Raw genomic sequence first — 17,673 nt, 5'->3', positions numbered from 1 at the left:
TAGTGCCGGGCTTACCCGGCATTGCGCCGCCCCAGCGGAAAACCGTGCCGGTGCGAACGCAGGGTCAGGGTCAACGCCAGCCCCACCAGCGCCAGCAGCAGCCACGGGAAACTCTGCACGCCCCAGTGGCTCAGCAGCACGCCGCCCACCAGCCCGGCCACGGCGATGGCCAGGTTCCACACGGTGACGATCATCGACTGCGCCACGTCCGCACCCTCGCCCGCCGCATCGGCACTGGCGGTCTGCAGCAGGGTGCCGGCGCCGCCGAAGCTCAGGCCCCACAGCGCCACACTGAAGTACACCAGCAGCGGCGCACCGGTAGCCAGGCCCAGCAGCACCGACGCCACGCCGAAACCGACCAGGCTGCCCAGCACCAGCCGGCGCAGGTGGCGGTCGATCAGCACGCCCACCACGCCAATCCCCACCAGCGCGGCGCAGCCGAACAGCAGCAGTACCGGGCCGGTGCTGCCGGCCATGCCGCCGGCCTGCAGAAACGGCACGATGTAGGTGTACAGCACGTTGTGCGCCAGCACCCAGGTGAAGATCACCGCCAGCACCGCGCTCACCCCGGGGGTGGCCAGCACCTGGCCGATGGCGGCACGCCTGCCGGCCGGCTGGCCGTCGAAGTCCGGCACGCTGAGCAGCACCCAGCCCATCAGCACCAGGGTCGCCAGCGATACCAGCACGAAGGTGCTGCGCCAGCCCAGCAGGTCGCCCAGCCAGGTGCCCGCCGGCACCCCCAGCGACAGCGCCAGGGGCGCGCCGATCATGGCCACCGCCATCGCCCGACCCTGCTGGCTCACGCTGACCATGCGCCGTGCGTACCCGGCGATCACGCCCCACGCCAGGCCGGCCGCCACCCCGCACATGAAGCGCGCCGCCAGGGTCAGGGTGTAGTGCTCGGACACCGCCGTCACCGTGTTGAACACCCCGAAGCCGAGCACCGCCAGCATCAGCACCCTGCGTCGGCGCCAGCCCTGGGTCAGGGTCACCAGCGGGATCGCCGCCAGCAGCGAGCCCAGCGCATAGGCCGTGACCAGTTGCCCGGCCATCGCCTCGCTGACCTGCAGGCCGCTGGCGATGTGCCCCAGCAGGCCGGCCGGCAGGGTCTCGGTGAGAATCGCGATAAAGCCGGCCATCGACAACGCCAGCAGGCCGGACAACGGGAACGCCGGTTCGGCCTCCACCCCTGCTGCGGCCTGGGCCGGGCAACTGCTCTGGGACATGGTGCAAACTCCTGAAATAAAAAAGTGACTGCACGGTAATCCTTCCCGCCACTGCGGAAAAAGACGGGTAGAATTCCGCACAATCCGGACACATCTGTCCGCAATCGGAGAACGACCATGGACAGCCTCAGCGGCTTCGTGGTGTTTGTGAAAGTGGCCGAAACCCGCAGTTTCGTGGCCGCCGGCAAGGCCCTGGGGGTCAGCGCCTCGGCGGTGGGCAAGCGCGTGGCACGGCTGGAGAGCCGGCTGGCGGTACGCCTGTTCCACCGCAGCACCCGCAGCATCACCCTCACTGCCGAGGGCGCGCTGTTTCTGGAGCGCAGCCGGCGCATCCTGGCCGAAATCGAAGCCACCGAAGCCGAGCTGTCCCAGGCCAGCCAGGCCCCGCGCGGCAAGCTGCGGGTGAGCCTGCCCCAGGTCAGCAGCATGATCGTGCCGCTGCTCAGCGACTTCATCGGGCAGTACCCGCAGATCGAACTGGACCTGGACTTCAGCGACCGCATGGTGGATATCGTCGGCGAAGGTTTCGACGTGGTACTGCGCGCCGGCGAACCCTCCGATTCGCGTCTCAATGCCCGCCGCCTGGGCGACTTCCGGCATGTGCTGGTGGGCTCGCCGGCCTACTTCGCCGAGCACGGCACACCGCGCCATCCCAGCGAGCTGGCCCGTCACGCCGGGCTGCACTACCGCTTCCTGACCACCGGCAAACTCCAGCGCTGGCCACTGCGCCGCGCCGACAACGGCGCCGACCACGAGGTGCCGGTGTCGATGGTGTGCAACCACCTGGAAACACGCATCTGCTTTGCCATGCGCGGCCACGGTATCGCCTGCCTGCCGGACTTCACCATCACCCAGCAACTGGAACGCGGCGAATTGGTGACGGTATTGGATGAACACCTGGACCACGGCGGTTGTCTGTACCTGTTGTGGCCATCGGGGCGACAGATGTCGCCCAAGCTGCGGGTATTCATCGACTTCATGGAGCAACGGCTGTTTGCCCCGGTGCCGCCAACCGCTAGAATGCCGACCCAGGAGCCCCACCCAACCATGGATAGCCGGATACCGACATGACCAGCGCTGCCCTTTTTTCGCGGATGGAACGTTAACGTGTTTTCTGCCTGTCGCTACATCAGCCTGCTCTGTCTGCTGCCCACCCTGGCCCTGGCCGATGAGGTGCGCATCGACCCCCACGCCGACCTGCTGTACCGCCAGGCCCTGCCGTTTCTGGAGCAGGCCGATGCACGCAGCCGTGCCCTGCCACTGACCCCCGAGCCCGGCGACCAGGAGCTGATCGGCGAGGTCGAGGCGCTGGGGCGCATCCTGGAACCGGCGGTGGCGCTGCTGCGCAAGGCGGCCGAACTCGACCACCCGGTGGCGCAGTACCGCCTGGCGCTGTTCTACATCACCTACCTGCCGCAGAACGACATCGCCAGGTCCGCCTGCCCGCTGCTCGAAGCCAGCATTCGCCAGGGCTTCGCCCCGGCCGCCCTGGGCATCACCACCTGGTGCCCGGCCTTCAGCGACAGCGCCGACTACCGCCAGGCGCTGGAACGCATACCGCTGAACAACACCCTGTACGCCCCCTATTACCCGCAGCCGGCGGTGCGCCTGGAATGCAATCGCCAGCAGCCCCAGGGGCTGAACATGCAGTGGGGGCGCCAGCGTGACTTCCAGGCCGAGGTCTACCGCCTGCTGGGCACCATCGACCCGGGCCAGCGCCTTACCTACTACCAGAAGGCCGTCGACATCAATGGCTGCCTGCCGGCGCAGCGACGCCTCACCAGCCAGCGCTGAAGTACGCGGGCACCGCAAGATCGTACAAGGCAAGCGCCCACGGCTCTGGCATCCTGTGCAACCGACCCCAAGCGTGTGTTGTCATGTCCCGTTCTGCCGTTGCCCGCACTGCCTACATCCAAGGCGCGATCGCCTGCCTGCCGCTGTCGCTGGCGGTGGCCCCCTGGGGGCTGCTGGCCGGTTCCATGGCCATAGAGGCCAACCTCACCCCGCTCGAAGGCCAGGGCCTGTCGGCCATCGTGTTCGCCGGCGCCGCGCAACTGGTGGCCATCGGCATGCTCAAGGGCGGCGCCAACCTGTTCTCGATCCTGCTCACCACCCTGCTGCTGACCTCCCAGCACCTGCTGTACGGCCTGTCGATGCGCCCAGTGATCGCCGACCTGCCGCTGCGCTGGCGGCTGGGCCTGGGCTTTCTGCTGACCGACGAATTCTTCGCCCTCACCAGCCAGTACGACCGCCAGCAGTTCAACCGCTGGTACGCGCTGGGCGTGGGCCTGACCTTCTACATTGCCTGGAACCTGTTCACCCTGGCCGGCATCGTGCTGGGGCGCAACATCCCGCACCTGGACCAGCTGGGCCTGGACTTCTCCATCGTCGCCACCTTCGTGGCGCTGATCGCGCCGCTGGTACGCAACCTGGCCACTGTGGTGTGCGTGGCGGTGGCCCTGTTCAGCTCGGTGCTGTTCAGCTACTGGCACTGGGAAACCGCGCTGGTGCTGGCCGGGCTGCTGGGCATGAGCGCAGGCTTCATCTGCCAGAAACTGACCGGAGCACGCACATGATCATGCTGCTGATCGTTGCCATGGGCCTGCTGGTGTTTCTCAACCGCTACGCCTTTCTCGAACCCCGCCTGCCGTTGCGCCTGAGTTCCAATGCGCGGCAGTTCCTGGGGTTTGCCGTGCCGGGCATGCTCACCGCCATCTGCGGGCCGATCGTGTTCATGCCTGACCACCAGCTCGACCTGAGCCTGGCCAACCCCTACCTGCTGGGCGCGATCGTGGCCGTCGTGCTGGTGCTGTGGACCCGCAGCGTGCTGCTGAGCATGTTGCTGAGCATGGGGTTGTTCTTCGTGCTGCGCTGGTGGTTGAACGGCGCCCCATGAAAACCGTGCTGCGTGAACAGACCCGCCTGTGGCAGGCCCAGGCGCTGGGCGACATCGAGATGCTGCATGCGCGCTACGTGCAGCAGCGCTTCGCCCCGCATGTGCACGAAGGCTACGTGATCACCATCATCGAGTCCGGTGCACAGCGCTTCTGGCACCGTGGCAGCGAGCACCTGGCGCCCGAGGGCAGCATGGTGCTGATCAACCCGGACGAGCTGCACACCGGTGCCAAGGCGCATGCCCACGGCTGGCGCTACCGTGGCTACTACCCCGAGCAGGAGCGCATCACCTCGGTGCTGGACGAGCTGGAGCTCAAGCGCGGCGGCCTGCCCATCTTCAAGGCCAGCGTGCTGCACGACCCGCAGCTGGCGCGTGCCTTCAGTGGCTTGCACAGCCTGGCCGAGCATGGCGCCAGTGCGCTGGAGCAGCAGACTGCGTGGCGCGAGGCGGTGTTGCTGCTGGTGCAGCGTCATGCCGGGGCGCGCGAGGCGCGTGCACCGGGGCAGGAGCCGCAGTCGGTGGCCAGGGCCAAGGAGCTGATGGAAAGCCGGCTGGCCTACCCGCCGTCGCTGGAGGAGTTGGCGCTTGCGGTGGGGTTGTCGCCGTTTCATTTTGCCCGGGTGTTTCGCCAGGCTACCGGCCTGCCGCCGCATGCCTGGCTCAAGCAGCGCCGGCTGAGCCGTGCACGGGAATTGCTCAAGGCTGATTGCCTGCCGTTCAACGTTGCGTTTGCGCTGGGGTATTCGGACCAGAGTCATCTGAACCGGCAATTCAAGCAGGCGTACGGCGTGACGCCGGGGGAGTATCGGCGGGCGTGTTCGATGTAAGGTGCCGGGCTGCCCCCACGACCTGGAGCCAATGCAGGAGTCGGCCTTGCCGGCGAAGGGGTCAGCCCCTCACCCATGCACCCAGCGCCGATGCAGCCCTCGCGCCAGTGCATCCAGCATGAAGCCCAGCACCCCGATCACCAGCACCATCGCCATCAGCTCCGAGTACGCCAGCCGGTCGCGGGTATCCAGAATGAAATACCCCAGCCCCGCACTCACCCCGAGCATCTCGCACGGCACCAGCACGATCCACACTATGCCGATGGCCAGCCGCACGCCGGTCAGCACATGCCCCACCACCCCCGGCAGGATCACCTTGCGCAAGGTCTCCCAGCGCGTGGCGCTCAGGCTGCGGCTCAACTGCAACCAGCGCGGGTCGAGCTGACGCACACCCGCCGCCGTGTTGAGCAAGATCGGCCACAACGCGGCAAACGCCAGCAGGAAGTAGATCGGCGCATCACCCACCCCCATCAGCATCACCACCACCGGCATCCACGACAGCGGCGAGATCATGCGCAGGAACTGGAACGCCGGGGTGGTCGCCGCGTCCAGGCGCCGGTAGCTGCCCACCAGCAAACCCAGCGGCACGCCCACCAGCAACGCCAGCACCAACCCCACCAGAATGCGCTTGAGGCTCACCGCCACATGCTCGTACAGCTCGGCATGCCCCAAAAGCTCCAGCAGGCTGGCAAAGGTGGCCTGCGGCGCAAACCGCAAGGCCAGCCCGTCACCGCCGAACAGCACGATCCCACCCCACCACAGCAACAACAGCACCAGCAGCCCGGCGATACCCAGGGCCGCGTGTTTGACTGGCTTGACCATCAGACCGCGAACTCCTCGCTACGCTCGAAGCTGTCGGGCAAGCCGAAGGCCTTGAGCCCGCCGACGGCACCGATGGCGTTGCGCACGAAGCGGTCATCCACCAGGTCGCGGGCGGTCTGTTGCGGGTCCAATGCGGCCAGGAAGCCCTTGTCGCCTTCGATCAGGGTGTCCTTGAGGCGGCGCACCAGTTCCTCGGTGTAGCTGGGGAACGGGTACGGCTGGAAGTCGATGCGCTGCTCGTCCCACTGCGCATGCCGGATCGCCCCGCTCTGCACATACTGTTCGCGGCTGTCGGCAGCCGGCGTGAGCACCCGGCCCAGCACCTCGGGGGCATGCGGGGTGTAGCGGTTGGCACCGCTCTTGGACAGAATCTGCGCCGCCTCGGCGCGGTGGTCGCGGGTCCACAGCTGGGCCTTGACGATGGCGTTGACCACCTTCTGCGACCACTCGGGGCGGTTGTTCAGGTCGTGCTCGTGCATGAACACCACGCAGCATGCATGGTTGCGCCACACGTCCCCGGTAAAGCGCTGCACGCGCCCGACCTTGAGTTCCTCGGCCAGGGCATTGAACGGCTCGGCGACGATGTAGCCGGCAATGCGCTTGCTGGCCAACGCCGGCGGCATGTCCGAAGGCGGCAGCACCACCAGGTTGACCTCGTTGGCCGCCACCGCAGCCGCCGCCGCCCGCGACACCGGCTCCAAGCCGTTATCACGGAACAGTTGCTGCACCACCACGTTGTGAATGGAGTACCAGAACGGGATCGCCACCGTCTTGCCGCCCAGCTGCTTCACCTCGGTGATGTCAGGGGCCACGGTCAGCCCCGAGCCGCCCACGTGGTTCCAGGCCACCACCTTTGCCGGCACCTTGCTGCCGTAACGCGCCCATACGGTCATCGGCGACAGCAGGTGGATCACGTTGACCTGCCCGGAAATGAACGCCTCGATCACCTGCGCCCAGCTGCGCAGCAGCACCGGGCGCTCGGCCTTGATGCCCTCGGCCTCGAACAGGCCATTGTTGTGCGCCACCAGCAGCGGCGTGGCGTCGGTGATCGGCAGGTAGCCGATGCGCACCGGCGCATCCGGCTCGGCGGCGGCACGCGCCTGCAGGCTGCTCAGCAGCGGCATCGCACCGGCGGCACTGAGCACCGCGCTGAGTTTGAGAAAATCACGACGAGTGTGGGTGAAGTCGTCCAGGCACATGGGCAGTCTCCGACGGCGTAGGCAAAGAATCGGTTGGGGAAGTGTGGGTGCGGCTCGCCCGCCGAAGGGTCTTGAGAATCTCGATGCGCAACGCGCCCAGCGCCTCGACCTGCTGCTCACGCGGGTGCGCCAGGTCGATGGGCCATTGGCCGAGGGTCCGCGCCGGGTGGTCGCCCAGTAGCAGGATGCGGTCGGACAACAGCAGGGCCTCGTCGATATCGTGGGTGATCAGCACCGCAGCGGTGCCGTGTTCGGCGATCACGCTCAGCAGCAGCTGCTGCATGTCGGCGCGGGTCACTTCGTCCAGCGCGCCAAAGGGCTCGTCCAGCAGCAGTACATGGGGCTGGCGCGCCAGGCAGCGCGCCAGCGCGGTGCGCTGGGCCATGCCGCCGGACAACTGCGCCGGGTAATGCTGGCGTGCATGCTGCAGGCCCACGGCGGCGATCGCATGGTCGATGCGCGCCTCGCGCTCGGCCTTGGCCAATCGCGGCTGGCGAGCGAAATCCAGGCCGAAGGCGACGTTGCTTTCCAGGCTCAGCCAGGGCAGCAGGCTGGGGTCCTGGAACGCCACCGCCACCCGTGGATGCGGGCCGTCCAGCGGCTCGCCGAGCAGGCTCACGCGACCATCGCGCGCCGCCTGCAAGCCGGCCAGTACCCGCAGCAGGCTGGACTTGCCCACCCCGCTGGGGCCCAGGATCGACACCACTTCGCCCGGCGCCAGGTCCAGGTCGAAGCCTTCGAGCAGGGTTTGCCAGCCCTGTTCGCGGGCGTAGCCCAGGCTGATACCGCGGGCCTGCAGTACCACCTTGCTCATGCTGCGCGTGCCTGGCGTTGCAGCTCGGCGCGCAGTTGCACCAGGCTCGGGGTCACGATCGGCACGAACGCCGACTCGCGCCAGCGCCGCGCAAAGCCTGCGCCGTACTCGCTCAGGTAGGCCTTGCCACCGCTGGCCTGCAGCTCCAGTTGCAGCGCCTCGCCAACAATCTCGGCCAGGCTGATGCGTACCTTGAACAGCGACGCCGGGTTGCCCAGGAAGCGCCCGTCGAGCAGGCCGGCCTTGAGCTCGCTCACCACATCGGCCAGCAGCTCGCGCTGCGCCTCGAGGGTTTGCGCCAGCACCGAACGCACCCCCTGCAGATGCCCCTGCGCTTCCTGCAAGGCGCGCCGCGCCAGGCCGATGGCCATGCCGCACTGCAGGCCCAGGAACGCCGGGCGCACCGCCGGCAGGAACTGCCGGGCATCCTCATGCAGCAGCCAGTCGCGGCCCAGGGCCACCTGATCGAAATCCAGCGCGGCGGTATTGCTCGACTGCAGGCCCATCAGTTGCAGGTCGGGGGAGCGCTGCACCCCCGCGATGCCGTCGGGGATCGCCACCACGAACGGTGCACCGCCTTCGGCGCGGTCGATGGCGGCGGCCACCACGAAGCCGCCCTTGCGCAGGTTGGTGACCCAGTGCAGGCGCCCGTTGAGCGCCCAGCCCTGCTCGCCGCGCGCCGTGGCGCTGACCTGCAGCGACTCGATGCCGGACAGAAACTTCATTGCGTTGGAGAGCCCGGTGGCACCGGCCAGCTCACCGCTGAGCAACGACGGCAGCAGGCGCTCGCGCAGGGCGCTGTTGGGGCTGTGCAGCAGGTATTCGATAAAGGCCCGCTGGCCCCAGAACACGAAGGCGGCGGCCAGCGAATAGCTGGCAACGCTGGCCACGGTTTCCACGGCGTCGGCCACACTGGCGCCGCTGCCGCCCTGACGCGGGTCCACACCCACACCCAGCACCTTGGCTGCGGCCAGTTGCCCCAGCACCTGCTGCGGGTCGCACCGGCCCTGGTCGAGCGCCTCGGCATTGGCCTCCAGCCAGTGCTGCAATACGGGATCAAGCATGTTCTTTCCTCCTTAGAACAGGGCGCCAGCCACACACTGGCGCCACGGGGCTCACTGAGCGTCGGCCTGCCAGCGGTACTTGGCCAGCTCGTCATTGAGCGGCGTGCGCGCAAACACGTTGGCGAAATTGCACAGCGTGGCCAGGCTCACCCCCAGGATAACTTCCAGGGCATGGCCTTCGGTGTAACCGGCCTCGCGAAACTCAGCGTAGGTGGCATCGCTCACATTGCCACGGGTGGCAATCACTTCGCGGGCAAACTTGGCCAGGGTTTCGAGCCTGGGCGATGGTAACTCGCCGCGCGCACGCAGGGCCTGCACCACTTCTTCGGGCAGCTTGGCCTTGTTCAGCGCCACCGCGGTATGGCCGGCCACGCAGAAGTCGCAGCCGTGCTGGGTGGCGGCAATCAGCTGCACCACTTCGCGCTCGGCCAGGCTCAGCTCGGCCTTGCCATTGAGCGCCGAAACCGTCACATAGGTTTCCAGCGCGGCCGGCGCGTTGGCCAGCACGCCCAGCAGGTTAGGAATGAAGCCGGAATTCTTCTGCGCGTTCTCCAGGAACGGGCGCGCGGCTTCCGGGGCGCTTTGCACGGTGTGTAGAGTGATGCGTGACATGGCGTGGTCTCCTACATACTGAAGGTGTTCGCCAAGTCTGTTGGTTATAAGAAAACCGATCCATATTCTACAGTCGCGATTACTTGCTCCTGAGTGTTTCCATTAGATGATTTCTTCCAGCGTTTTGGTCGATTGGTTATTAGAGCGTCTGGAACTGGACGCCAGCCTTTTCCATGTGGGGCGCTACTGCGGTGGCTGGCACGCCAGCACCCAGGGCCTGGCCCGGGCCAGCTTTCACGTGGTGGTGCAGGGCCACTGCTGGCTGCACATCGACGGCCAGCCCGAGCCGCAGCGGCTGGAGGCCGGCGAGGCGGTGTTCCTGCTGCGCGACCTGCCCTATCGCCTGTCCGACAGCGCCGACAGCGACACCGCGCGCTGCCAACCACGCATCCCGATGCAGGCATTCGACAGCCAGGCGGCGGATGGCGTGGGGCTGGTGTGCGGGTTCTTTCACTTCCAGCCGGGGCTGTCGTCGCTGATGGCCGAGTCGCTGGCCGACTGGATCATCCTGCGCACCGGCGACCCGTCGCTGCAGGCGGCGCGGGCGCTGTTCGAGCTGATTCTGGAGGAATGCCAGCGCACCCCCGCGCCCTCCTCCACCCTGCTGGAGCGCCTGAGCCAGTTGCTGTTCTTGTACGTGCTGCGCCAGCAGGTGAGCGACAACCAGGACCTTGGCGGCCTGGTCGCCCTGGCCCGTCACCCCGCGTTCGCCCCGCTGCTGGAGCAGTTGATCGAACACCCCGAACAGCCCTGGTCGCTGGAAAGCATGGCCGCCTGCACAGGGCTGTCGCGCTCGGCCTTCTTCAAGCGTTTCAACGAGCTGGCCGGCCAGTCGCCGGGCCAGGTGCTGCTGGCGCTGCGCATGCGTCACGCCTGCCAGTTGCTCAAGGCCAACAACACCGTCGAACAGGTCTGCCCAGCGGTGGGCTACCAGTCCATCGCCGCCTTCACCCGGGCGTTCGGCAAGGCCATCGGCGTGCAGCCCGGCGCCTACCGCCGCCAGCACGAGGGCCGCTGAAACAAAGGCTGTGCGGTAATCGAACAGAACCCGTAGTCGCCCCCTAAAGTCATGCGCCGCGCCTCCGATAGCAGCCTACCCACCGCACAGAGTGGGGGTATTTTTTACTGCCAGGAGTAATGCCCGCATGCTTGCCGACCTCAAGATCCGCACCGGAATGTTCTGGGTGCTGCTGCTGTTCAGCGCCACCCTGCTGTTTTCCACCGTCAGCGCCTGGCGGGCGGCGGTGGGCAGCGACGCGCAGATCAACGAGCTGGACCAGACCGCCCAGCAGTCCGACCGCCTCAACAACGCGCTGCTGATGGCGATTCGCGCCAGTGCCAACGTGTCGTCGGGCTTTATCGAGCAGCAAGGCGGCCACCTCGACAGTGCCAAGGCGCGCCTGGCCATGTCGCAAAAGCTGCTGGGCGACAGCCAGGCGCTGGTCGACGCCTTCGTCACCAACACCCATGAGCCGGCGCAAAAGGCCCTGGCCCAGGACCTGCAGCGCACCTTCGCCGACTACGCCAACGCCGTGGCCGGGCAGCGCGCCGCCACGCTCAAGGGCTCGCTGGACGACTACTTCACCGTCAACGTGGATGCCGGCAACGCCATGCGTACCCTGCAGGCGCTGCGTCAGCAACTGGTGGCAGCCCTGGCCGAGCGCAGCCGGCAGATCATGGCCGAGTCCGACCAGCGCCTGGCCACGGCCCAGTGGCTGAGCGTGCTGCTGGGGCTGTTGACCCTGGTGCTGGCCGCCGTGTGCTGGGCCTTTATCGTCGCCCGTGTGCTGCGCCCGCTGCGCGAGGCCGGCGTGCATTTTCAGCGCATTGCCGGGGGCGACCTGAGCGTGCCGGTGACGGTACGCAGCCACAACGAGATCGGCCAGCTGTTCGCCGAACTGGAGCGCATGCAGCACAGCCAGCGCGATACCCTGGGGCAGATCACCGCCTGCGCCACGCAGCTGTCCAGCGCCGCCCAGGCCCTGGACAGCGTGACCGAGCAGAGCACCCAGAGCCTGCGCCAGCAGGACCAGGAGCTGGAACAGGCCGCCACGGCGGTTACCGAGATGACCACGGCGGTCGAGGAAGTGGCGCGCAATGCGGTGTCCACCTCCCAGGCGGCCAGTGCCTCCAATGCCTTGGCCGAACAGAGCCGCCAGCAGGTGGCCGACAACATCGACGGCACCCAGGCCATGGCTCGCGAAGTGGCGATCAGCGGCGAGCGCCTGCAACAGCTGGCGGTGCAGATTCGCGAGATAGGCACGGTGCTGGAGGTGATCCGTTCGGTGTCGGAGCAGACCAACCTGCTGGCGCTCAATGCCGCCATCGAGGCGGCGCGTGCCGGCGAGGCCGGGCGCGGGTTTGCGGTGGTGGCCGATGAGGTCAGGACCCTGGCCTACCGCACGCAGCAATCGACCCAGGAAATCGAGCAGATGATCAACAGCGTGCAACAGGGCACCCAGGCGGCGGTGGACTCGATGCAGGCCAGTACCGGCCGCGCGCAGTCCACGCTGGGCATCACCCAGGCGTCAGGCCAGGTGCTGGAGGGCATCTACACGGCCATCGGCCAGATCAACGAGCGCAACCTGGTGATTGCCAGCGCGGCAGAGGAGCAGGCCCAGGTGGCCCGCGAGGTGGATCGCAACCTGCTGAACATTCGTGAATTGTCGGGCCGCTCGGCGGCGGGCGCCGAGCAGACCCGCGTCGCCAGCCATGCGCTGTCGCAGTTGGCCACGCAACTGACCACGCTGGTCACGCGCTTTATCGTCTGAGGTGCGGCGCCGGTTCGCCGGCAAAGCCGGCGCCTACAGGGCACCGCGCCCCTTCAGAACCACTCCCGACGCTCCTCGAACGCGGCCCGGATCATAGTCACCAGCACCTGCACCAACGCCGCCTGCGCCGCACGCTCATGCACCGCCAGCCACACCGTGCGGCGCATCGGCGCCTCCAGCAACCCCGGCAATGCCAGCAGGCCACGGTCCAGCTGCGCCGCATAATGCGGCAGCAAGCCGATGCACGCGCTGCACTTGATCAACTGGCTGAACAGGTCGTAGCCCGGCACCCGCGTCACCCCCGCCTCGCGCTCGCTCAACAGGCGGTTCCACGGCGCCAGCGCCGCCACCTGGGCCTCGCCCTGCCACTGCACCAGCATGTAGTCGCGCAGGTCGTCCCGGCACACCGGCCGGTTGCTCTCGCGCGAATAGCGCTTGGCAATGTGCGGGTGATACTCCAGCTGCGCCAGGCGCGTCGGTGCCTCGCCGGCAAACCCCGGCAGCGGCACGCTGCCCGCCTCGTCATCGAGCCACAGCACCACATCGGCCTGCGCCAATCCCTGTGCATCCAGGCCGCTGACGTCCAGGCGGATCCCGGCGTTCTGGCGCACGAAGGCCACCAGGTTGCGCGCCAGAATGTCCTGCATGATCGGTTCGGCCACCGCCAGGCGCACCAGCACCGGCGCATCCAGCGCGGTCATGGCCTGTGGCTTGCTGCTCAGGCTCGACTGCAGCAACGCCTGCAACTGGCGCCCCTCGCGGCTGAGCACCAGGGCATGGCCGCGGTTGACGAACAATGGATACCCCACCCGCGCTTCCAGCTGCGCCAGCTTCTTGCGCAACAGGGTGGACTTGAGGTTGAGGCTGCGCGCAGCCTGCATGAAGCAGCCGCACCGCGCACTGGCCAGAAAACAGCTGAGCATCTGCTCGTCCTGCACCCAGCCCAGCCCGGCCCGCACCTTGGCCAGCGGCTCGGCCGGCGGATAATCGGGCACGTAGTGCGGCATATCGAACATCGGCATCCTCGCCTCCTGCCGGGCCCCGGCCAGGGCCCGCTCTTCCTTGATCGACGCCGCCTAGCGGCTGGCGTCCATGACCTGATTGAGCGCAGCGCCATCGATACTCAGCGTCGCGCTGTTGAACATGCCGTCCACGTAGGCCCGGGCCACCTGTTCCTGGCGCTGGGCGCGCAACAGGTCACGCAGGCTGTCGCGCACCTCGTCCAGGCTGGCCACACGCGGCGGCTGCACCTCGATGAGCTTGACGATGTGAAAGCCCGCCGCACTCTGCAACGGCTCGCTCACCGCCCCTTCCTTGAGCTGCGGCACCGCATCGCGCACCTGCGGCAGCAACTGACTAAGCGGCTGCAGACCACTGTCGCCGCCACGCTGCGCGCTCTCGCGGTCCTGCGAGTTGGCCCTGGCCAGCGCGGCAAAGTCGGCATTGGCAGCCTGGGCCTGCTTGCTCAGGGCCAGCGCCTGCTTGCGCACGCGTGCCACCGACTGCTCGTCCGGCACCGCCAGGAAGATCTGGCTCAGGTGATAGCGCGTGGGCAGTTGCAGGCTGGCCTTGCCGTTCTCGTAGGCCGCCTGCAGTTCAGCCTCGCTGGGGTAGTCGGCCGGTACCTGGCTGACCGAGTTCAGGTAGTCGCGCAGCACGATCTGCTCCACCACCGCATGGGTCTGCGCCTGCACATCGGGACGCTCCGACCAGCCCTGGGCCTGGGCCTGCTGGTACAGCGCCTTTTCCGCCAGGCGCGAGCGAATCCAGCCCTCCAGGGCCTGGCGATTGCCGCTCAGTTCCTCGCGCGCCGGCGCCGGCAGCTTGGCGAACAGCGCCTTGAGCTCCTCCACGCTGACCTGCTGGTCGCCCAGGCGCGCCAGCGCCGGCCCCGCATCGCTCGCCACAGCGGCAACCGCCGGCGCTTTCGCGCTGGCTGCCACCGGGTCATCCCCCGTGCGCAGTGCCAACACCACTGCCACGCCCAGAACGGCCAGCGCGCCCGCGCCGGCCCACAGCGTACGTCGAGTCACGAAGCGCTCACCGCTTCAGCCCCGGCCACCGCCTCGTCCTGCACCTGGGCCACGTTGCGGCTGTAGTCGCGCAGGTACACGATGAACTCCTGCAGCAGGCGGTCCCACAGCACCAGGCTGCCCAGCAGGTGCTTGTGGCTGACGCCGTCGGCCACCATCACGTCCATCTCCATCACCAGGAACTCGCCCTGCACCGACAGCCGCGCGAAGCGGCGCGACACGTTCCAGCGTTCGGCCAGCCCGGCCGGCAGCTCACCCTGGATGCGCAGAGCGCAGCTGTAGGTGAAGTCGAGAAACTCGCCCTCGCGCTCGGCACGGTTGCCAAAGCGCACCGCATAGCCCACGCCCTGGCTGGCACTGAGCAGTTGCACCACGGCATTCTGCTCGCTGCGATTGACTCGGCAACCTGCATCCTGCAACAGGGTGGTCAGAGAGTCGGCGCTGACGGTTTCGATCAGTTGGTTGTCGCTCATGGCTTCGCTTCCTTGTGTCAATTGACTTGCGGTTTGCTGCCGCCCTGCGCGGCATCGAACTGGGTCTGGTACAGCTGATCGCCGTAGGCCTGGGCAAGTTCCTCGAACTTCACCCGGGCGCCCCCGGCAAAGGGTTGGCGCATCTTCATCACATCCGCCACATCGATCTTTTCGTAGGCCGCAAGAATCCCCTTGGCGACCCCGTACATCTGCTGATTCTTTGCCGAACACGCCAGCACCTGCTGCTCGCGCTCGGCCAGGCTGGCGGCCAGGCGCGCACGCTCGGCTTCCTTGGCCTTGGCCATGCCCAGCAGCTCGTCGTAGGCCTGCTTGTACTTGCCCAGTTGCGCGTTGCTGCTGGCCACCAGCGCCTGCGCCTGGCCGTGCAGGGCCTGCTGCTGGCCCAGCAGCTGCTCGGCCTGGCCACGGGCCTGGGCCAGTTGCGCGGTCAGTTGCTGCACCTGGGCCTGGGCCGCATCGCGTTGCTGCTCGGCGCTCTGGCGCGCCGCCGAAGCCTGCGCCTGTTCGCTCTGCAGCGCCTGCAACTGCTGGGTGGTACTGCGCAGCTGGGTGCGCAGGCGCTCTTCCATGCCTTCGGCCGCAGCCACCCCCGCCCAGCTCACGCCCAACGCCACCAGCAGGTACGAACAACAGGCCCGATAGGCTCGCTTGTTCATGCTCTTTCTCCCTGTGCGCGCCTGCTAGAAGCGCGTGTTGACTTCAAGTTGTAGCACATCGATATCGAACGGCGCGCCGTACACCGCCTCGGTACTCATCCAGCGCGCCGTGGCGTACACGTTCTGGTCCAGGCCGTAGTTGGCACCGAGGATGTAGCCCTTGGCGTTGGTGCCGCCCAGGTGGAACGAGGAATCGTTGAAGCCGTCGGGCAAGGCATCGGGCTGGATGTGCTTGTAGCCGGCGAACAGGTTCCAGTCGCCCTGCTTTTTCAGCTCCAGCGCGTTGCCCAGGGTGAACTGCACCATCCACGCATTGGCACCGCTCTTGATGTTGCCGTCGCTGTCGAGGTTGTTGGCCAACTGGCCGGCCGAACGCTTGCGCATCTCGCCTTCGTCGTAGGCCAGGTTGTGGATGTAGTTGGCCTGGCTGCGCAGCTTGAAGTCGTGCGGCAGCTCGGTGTCCCATACCGCGTTCAGGTCCAGCAGGTTGAACTCCGACGCCAGCCCCACGAACTGCGGTTGCGGGGTGGCGGCCGGGTTGGCCGGGTTGGGCGTGATGTCGCGCAGCAGGAACAGCGTGTTGCCCTTCTGCATGAAGGTCGGGCGGCTGCCGTCACTGTCGCAGCCGGGGTCGCCGTTCCACGGCTCGCATGCCCCGGAGCGCTCGCCGGCAATGTCGTCGAAGCGGTAGTAGGCCAGCGCGCCCTTGAGCCGGTTGCTGTCGTTGATCTGCCAGTTGGCGCCCAGCTGCGCGCCGTACAGCCACTTGTTGTCGCTGCTCTCCTTGTCCAGCCCGTTGCTGCTGGCGGTGTCGGCGCTGTACTCCACCGGGAACGCGCCGAGGGTCCCGAACAGGCTCAGGCTGTCGCTCAGCGGCTGGTTGAACAGGGCCGCCACGCCGTCGAAGTTGAGGTCGTTGGAATACAGCATATCGGTGGACATGAACGGGTTGGCGATACGCCCGCCGGTCAGGGTCACGCGCTCGCTGGCCACCCAGCTCAGGTAGCCCTGGTCGAGCCACAGGTCCTTCTTGCCGAAGCCGCCGCCCAGGGTCTGGGTGGTGGACACCGGGCCGTTGTCGCTGCCGGTGCCGATGCGGATACCCGCCGTCCAGCTCGGCGACAGCACCGCCTTCAGGCCCAGGCGCGCGCGCAGGCGCAGCAGGTTCTCGCGGTCTTCGCGGGTATTGAGCAGCGGCGGCAGGTTGCGCCCGTTGTTGGGGTTGACGTCGTAGGGGCCGTCGGCGTTGAGCTTGGCGAAATCGATGATCTGGTTGCTGTTGTTGCCCGAGAAGTAGCGCGACTCGTCGCGCAGGCGCACGTCGCCATCGAAGCTGATGCGCGAGGCCCAGTCGGGGAAGGTGTTGGGCGCGGCCCAGTTCTCCTGCTTGGCCTTGGCCATCACCTCGGCCTTGACCTCGTCGCGGATCTGGTCGCGCACGATGGCCGGCACATACTGCACGCGCACCTCGCCATTGGCCGCCGGCACCGCCGCCACGCTGGCGCGGGCCTGCACCGCCTCGCTTTCGGCCTGGTCGATCAGGGCCTGGGCCTGGTCCTGCTTGAGCACACCCTGCTGCACCAGCAGGCGGATCAGGTTGATCGTCGCGTTCTGCGACGGCGCCGGGGTCTGCGCCACGGCCGGACCGACCGCCGCGGCGACCACCAGGCCGACTGCCAGGGTCAATCGGTTCACTGAGCACATCATGGATTTACCGCTCCTGTTGGTAAGTCGTGCGTCGTAGGGATCGGGCGCCGGGTTCATCCGCGGCGCCCCTGCAAGGCGATGCGCACCGGCAGGGTCAGGCTCGCCGGCGGTCGCTGGGTCATGGCCGGGGCGGCGCGCAATGCGGCCAGCACCTGGGCGTCCACCGCGGAATCGCCGCTGGAGCGCACCAGCTCGACGCGGGTCACCTCGCCGGTTTCGCTGAGCCAAACATCGCCCTGCAGGTTGAAGGTCAGGTTGCGCAGCTCGGGGTTGTCGCGCAGCAGGCGCTGGAAGGCATACGCCAGGAACTGGCCGTAGCTGCCGCTGCCCAGCCCGCCACCGCCGCCGGCCATGCCGCCGCCCTTGCCGGCACCGATGTTGAAAGCGTCCCCGCCCGCCTGTGCATCGCCGTCGATCTGCATCGGGTTGGCCATGTCATCGGCCGGGCTCGGCGGCGCCTCCTCGGCCGGCTTGACCTCCTCGGCCTCGGGCACCGGCTGCGGCTCGACAATCTTTTCTTCCACGGGCGGCTCCGGTTCCTTGGGGGGCTCG

The 17,673-nt window shown here is 67.8% G+C and carries 19 protein-coding genes; 7 read left to right on the top strand and 12 right to left on the bottom strand.

Going from position 1 to position 17,673, the window contains the following annotated elements:
• Positions 1–11 precede the first annotated feature (11 nt).
• A complete protein-coding gene (locus JZZ72_RS20360) occupies positions 12–1,226 on the bottom strand; it encodes an MFS transporter (RefSeq protein ID WP_058541144.1) in 1,215 nt (404 codons plus the stop codon).
• Positions 1,227–1,343: 117 nt separating this feature from the next.
• Between JZZ72_RS20360 and JZZ72_RS20355 the strand changes: the two genes are divergently transcribed.
• From JZZ72_RS20355 to JZZ72_RS20335, 5 genes are all read left to right on the top strand, one after another.
• Positions 1,344–2,297 (top strand): LysR family transcriptional regulator, encoded by a 954-nt coding sequence (locus tag JZZ72_RS20355; RefSeq protein WP_080922829.1) that lies wholly within the window; start codon positions 1,344–1,346, stop codon positions 2,295–2,297.
• Positions 2,298–2,333: 36 nt separating this feature from the next.
• Positions 2,334–3,020, top strand: a complete 687-nt coding sequence (locus tag JZZ72_RS20350; RefSeq protein WP_058541145.1) for an SEL1-like repeat protein — start codon at positions 2,334–2,336, stop codon at positions 3,018–3,020.
• A gap of 83 nt (positions 3,021–3,103) precedes the next feature.
• Positions 3,104–3,802 (top strand): AzlC family ABC transporter permease, encoded by a 699-nt coding sequence (locus JZZ72_RS20345; RefSeq protein WP_058541146.1) that lies wholly within the window; start codon positions 3,104–3,106, stop codon positions 3,800–3,802.
• Complete coding sequence (locus tag JZZ72_RS20340; protein ID WP_043860190.1) at positions 3,799–4,122, top strand: AzlD domain-containing protein; 324 nt, start codon at positions 3,799–3,801, stop codon at positions 4,120–4,122. Before JZZ72_RS20345 ends, JZZ72_RS20340 begins: the two co-directional genes overlap by 4 nt.
• A complete protein-coding gene (locus tag JZZ72_RS20335; protein ID WP_058541147.1) occupies positions 4,119–4,949 on the top strand; it encodes an AraC family transcriptional regulator in 831 nt (276 codons plus the stop codon). The genes JZZ72_RS20340 and JZZ72_RS20335 overlap by 4 nt, the downstream gene beginning before the upstream one ends.
• A gap of 69 nt (positions 4,950–5,018) precedes the next feature.
• Here the strand turns inward: JZZ72_RS20335 and JZZ72_RS20330 are convergent, their stop codons facing one another.
• Genes JZZ72_RS20330 through JZZ72_RS20310 form a run of 5 tightly spaced genes read right to left on the bottom strand, consistent with a single transcriptional unit; the run spans position 5,019 to position 9,460 of the window.
• Entirely contained in the window at positions 5,019–5,771 is a 753-nt protein-coding gene (locus tag JZZ72_RS20330; protein ID WP_058541148.1) for an ABC transporter permease, read from the bottom strand.
• Positions 5,771–6,970: an ABC transporter substrate-binding protein gene (locus JZZ72_RS20325; RefSeq protein ID WP_043860187.1), complete on the bottom strand. Its 1,200-nt coding sequence runs from the start codon at positions 6,968–6,970 to the stop codon at positions 5,771–5,773. Before JZZ72_RS20325 ends, JZZ72_RS20330 begins: the two co-directional genes overlap by 1 nt.
• Positions 6,936–7,784, bottom strand: a complete 849-nt coding sequence (locus JZZ72_RS20320; RefSeq protein ID WP_043860186.1) for an ABC transporter ATP-binding protein — start codon at positions 7,782–7,784, stop codon at positions 6,936–6,938. Before JZZ72_RS20320 ends, JZZ72_RS20325 begins: the two co-directional genes overlap by 35 nt.
• Positions 7,781–8,848 carry an acyl-CoA dehydrogenase family protein gene (locus JZZ72_RS20315; RefSeq protein WP_058541149.1) on the bottom strand — a complete coding sequence of 356 codons (1,068 nt, stop codon included), beginning with the start codon at positions 8,846–8,848 and terminating at the stop codon, positions 7,781–7,783. Before JZZ72_RS20315 ends, JZZ72_RS20320 begins: the two co-directional genes overlap by 4 nt.
• A 51-nt stretch (positions 8,849–8,899) precedes the next feature.
• Positions 8,900–9,460, bottom strand: a complete 561-nt coding sequence (locus JZZ72_RS20310) for a carboxymuconolactone decarboxylase family protein (RefSeq protein ID WP_043860184.1) — start codon at positions 9,458–9,460, stop codon at positions 8,900–8,902.
• A 106-nt stretch (positions 9,461–9,566) separates the two neighbouring features.
• Here JZZ72_RS20310 and JZZ72_RS20305 point away from each other — a divergent pair, with 106 nt between their 5' ends.
• Both JZZ72_RS20305 and JZZ72_RS20300 read left to right on the top strand, forming a co-directional pair.
• Positions 9,567–10,478: an AraC family transcriptional regulator gene (locus JZZ72_RS20305; RefSeq protein ID WP_058541150.1), complete on the top strand. Its 912-nt coding sequence runs from the start codon at positions 9,567–9,569 to the stop codon at positions 10,476–10,478.
• A gap of 127 nt (positions 10,479–10,605) precedes the next feature.
• Positions 10,606–12,231, top strand: a complete 1,626-nt coding sequence (locus JZZ72_RS20300; protein ID WP_058541151.1) for a methyl-accepting chemotaxis protein — start codon at positions 10,606–10,608, stop codon at positions 12,229–12,231.
• Positions 12,232–12,284: 53 nt separating this feature from the next.
• Here the strand turns inward: JZZ72_RS20300 and JZZ72_RS20295 are convergent, their stop codons facing one another.
• The 6 genes from JZZ72_RS20295 to JZZ72_RS20270 all read right to left on the bottom strand — a co-directional run.
• Positions 12,285–13,253, bottom strand: a complete 969-nt coding sequence (locus tag JZZ72_RS20295; RefSeq protein ID WP_078480219.1) for a LysR family transcriptional regulator — start codon at positions 13,251–13,253, stop codon at positions 12,285–12,287.
• A gap of 54 nt (positions 13,254–13,307) precedes the next feature.
• Positions 13,308–14,264, bottom strand: coding sequence for a peptidylprolyl isomerase (locus JZZ72_RS20290; RefSeq protein ID WP_058541152.1), 957 nt, complete (start codon positions 14,262–14,264; stop codon positions 13,308–13,310).
• A complete protein-coding gene (locus tag JZZ72_RS20285; RefSeq protein WP_043860180.1) occupies positions 14,261–14,737 on the bottom strand; it encodes a YbjN domain-containing protein in 477 nt (158 codons plus the stop codon). Before JZZ72_RS20285 ends, JZZ72_RS20290 begins: the two co-directional genes overlap by 4 nt.
• Before the next feature lie 17 nt (positions 14,738–14,754).
• A complete protein-coding gene (locus JZZ72_RS20280) occupies positions 14,755–15,414 on the bottom strand; it encodes a hypothetical protein (protein WP_043860179.1) in 660 nt (219 codons plus the stop codon).
• A 24-nt stretch (positions 15,415–15,438) separates the two neighbouring features.
• Entirely contained in the window at positions 15,439–17,121 is a 1,683-nt protein-coding gene (locus JZZ72_RS20275) for a putative porin (protein ID WP_058541153.1), read from the bottom strand.
• Between the two features lie 53 nt (positions 17,122–17,174).
• On the bottom strand, positions 17,175–17,673 hold a 499-nt coding region (locus JZZ72_RS20270; protein WP_210015017.1), incomplete at its 5' end, for an energy transducer TonB family protein.

Origin of the sequence: Pseudomonas palmensis (assembly GCF_017848315.1) — a bacterium.
In the GTDB taxonomy this organism is placed as follows: domain Bacteria; phylum Pseudomonadota; class Gammaproteobacteria; order Pseudomonadales; family Pseudomonadaceae; genus Aquipseudomonas; species Aquipseudomonas palmensis.
Note: the sequence above shows the minus strand (reverse complement) of the source record. Positions and strands in the feature narration are given on the sequence as shown.

Bases quoted from the DNA above. Each gene is read 5' to 3' on its own strand.
- JZZ72_RS20360 (WP_058541144.1), bottom strand. From the start codon at position 1,226: ATGTCCCAGAGCAGTTGCCCGGCCCAGGCCGCAGCAGGGGTGGAGGCC.
- JZZ72_RS20355 (WP_080922829.1), top strand. From the start codon at position 1,344: ATGGACAGCCTCAGCGGCTTCGTGGTGTTTGTGAAAGTGGCCGAAACC.
- JZZ72_RS20345 (WP_058541146.1), top strand. From the start codon at position 3,104: ATGTCCCGTTCTGCCGTTGCCCGCACTGCCTACATCCAAGGCGCGATC.
- JZZ72_RS20340 (WP_043860190.1), top strand. From the start codon at position 3,799: ATGATCATGCTGCTGATCGTTGCCATGGGCCTGCTGGTGTTTCTCAAC.
- JZZ72_RS20335 (WP_058541147.1), top strand. From the start codon at position 4,119: ATGAAAACCGTGCTGCGTGAACAGACCCGCCTGTGGCAGGCCCAGGCG.
- JZZ72_RS20330 (WP_058541148.1), bottom strand. From the start codon at position 5,771: ATGGTCAAGCCAGTCAAACACGCGGCCCTGGGTATCGCCGGGCTGCTG.
- JZZ72_RS20325 (WP_043860187.1), bottom strand. From the start codon at position 6,970: ATGTGCCTGGACGACTTCACCCACACTCGTCGTGATTTTCTCAAACTC.
- JZZ72_RS20320 (WP_043860186.1), bottom strand. From the start codon at position 7,784: ATGAGCAAGGTGGTACTGCAGGCCCGCGGTATCAGCCTGGGCTACGCC.
- JZZ72_RS20315 (WP_058541149.1), bottom strand. From the start codon at position 8,848: ATGCTTGATCCCGTATTGCAGCACTGGCTGGAGGCCAATGCCGAGGCG.
- JZZ72_RS20310 (WP_043860184.1), bottom strand. From the start codon at position 9,460: ATGTCACGCATCACTCTACACACCGTGCAAAGCGCCCCGGAAGCCGCG.
- JZZ72_RS20305 (WP_058541150.1), top strand. From the start codon at position 9,567: ATGATTTCTTCCAGCGTTTTGGTCGATTGGTTATTAGAGCGTCTGGAA.
- JZZ72_RS20300 (WP_058541151.1), top strand. From the start codon at position 10,606: ATGCTTGCCGACCTCAAGATCCGCACCGGAATGTTCTGGGTGCTGCTG.
- JZZ72_RS20295 (WP_078480219.1), bottom strand. From the start codon at position 13,253: ATGCCGATGTTCGATATGCCGCACTACGTGCCCGATTATCCGCCGGCC.
- JZZ72_RS20285 (WP_043860180.1), bottom strand. From the start codon at position 14,737: ATGAGCGACAACCAACTGATCGAAACCGTCAGCGCCGACTCTCTGACC.
- JZZ72_RS20280 (WP_043860179.1), bottom strand. From the start codon at position 15,414: ATGAACAAGCGAGCCTATCGGGCCTGTTGTTCGTACCTGCTGGTGGCG.
- JZZ72_RS20275 (WP_058541153.1), bottom strand. From the start codon at position 17,121: ATGATGTGCTCAGTGAACCGATTGACCCTGGCAGTCGGCCTGGTGGTC.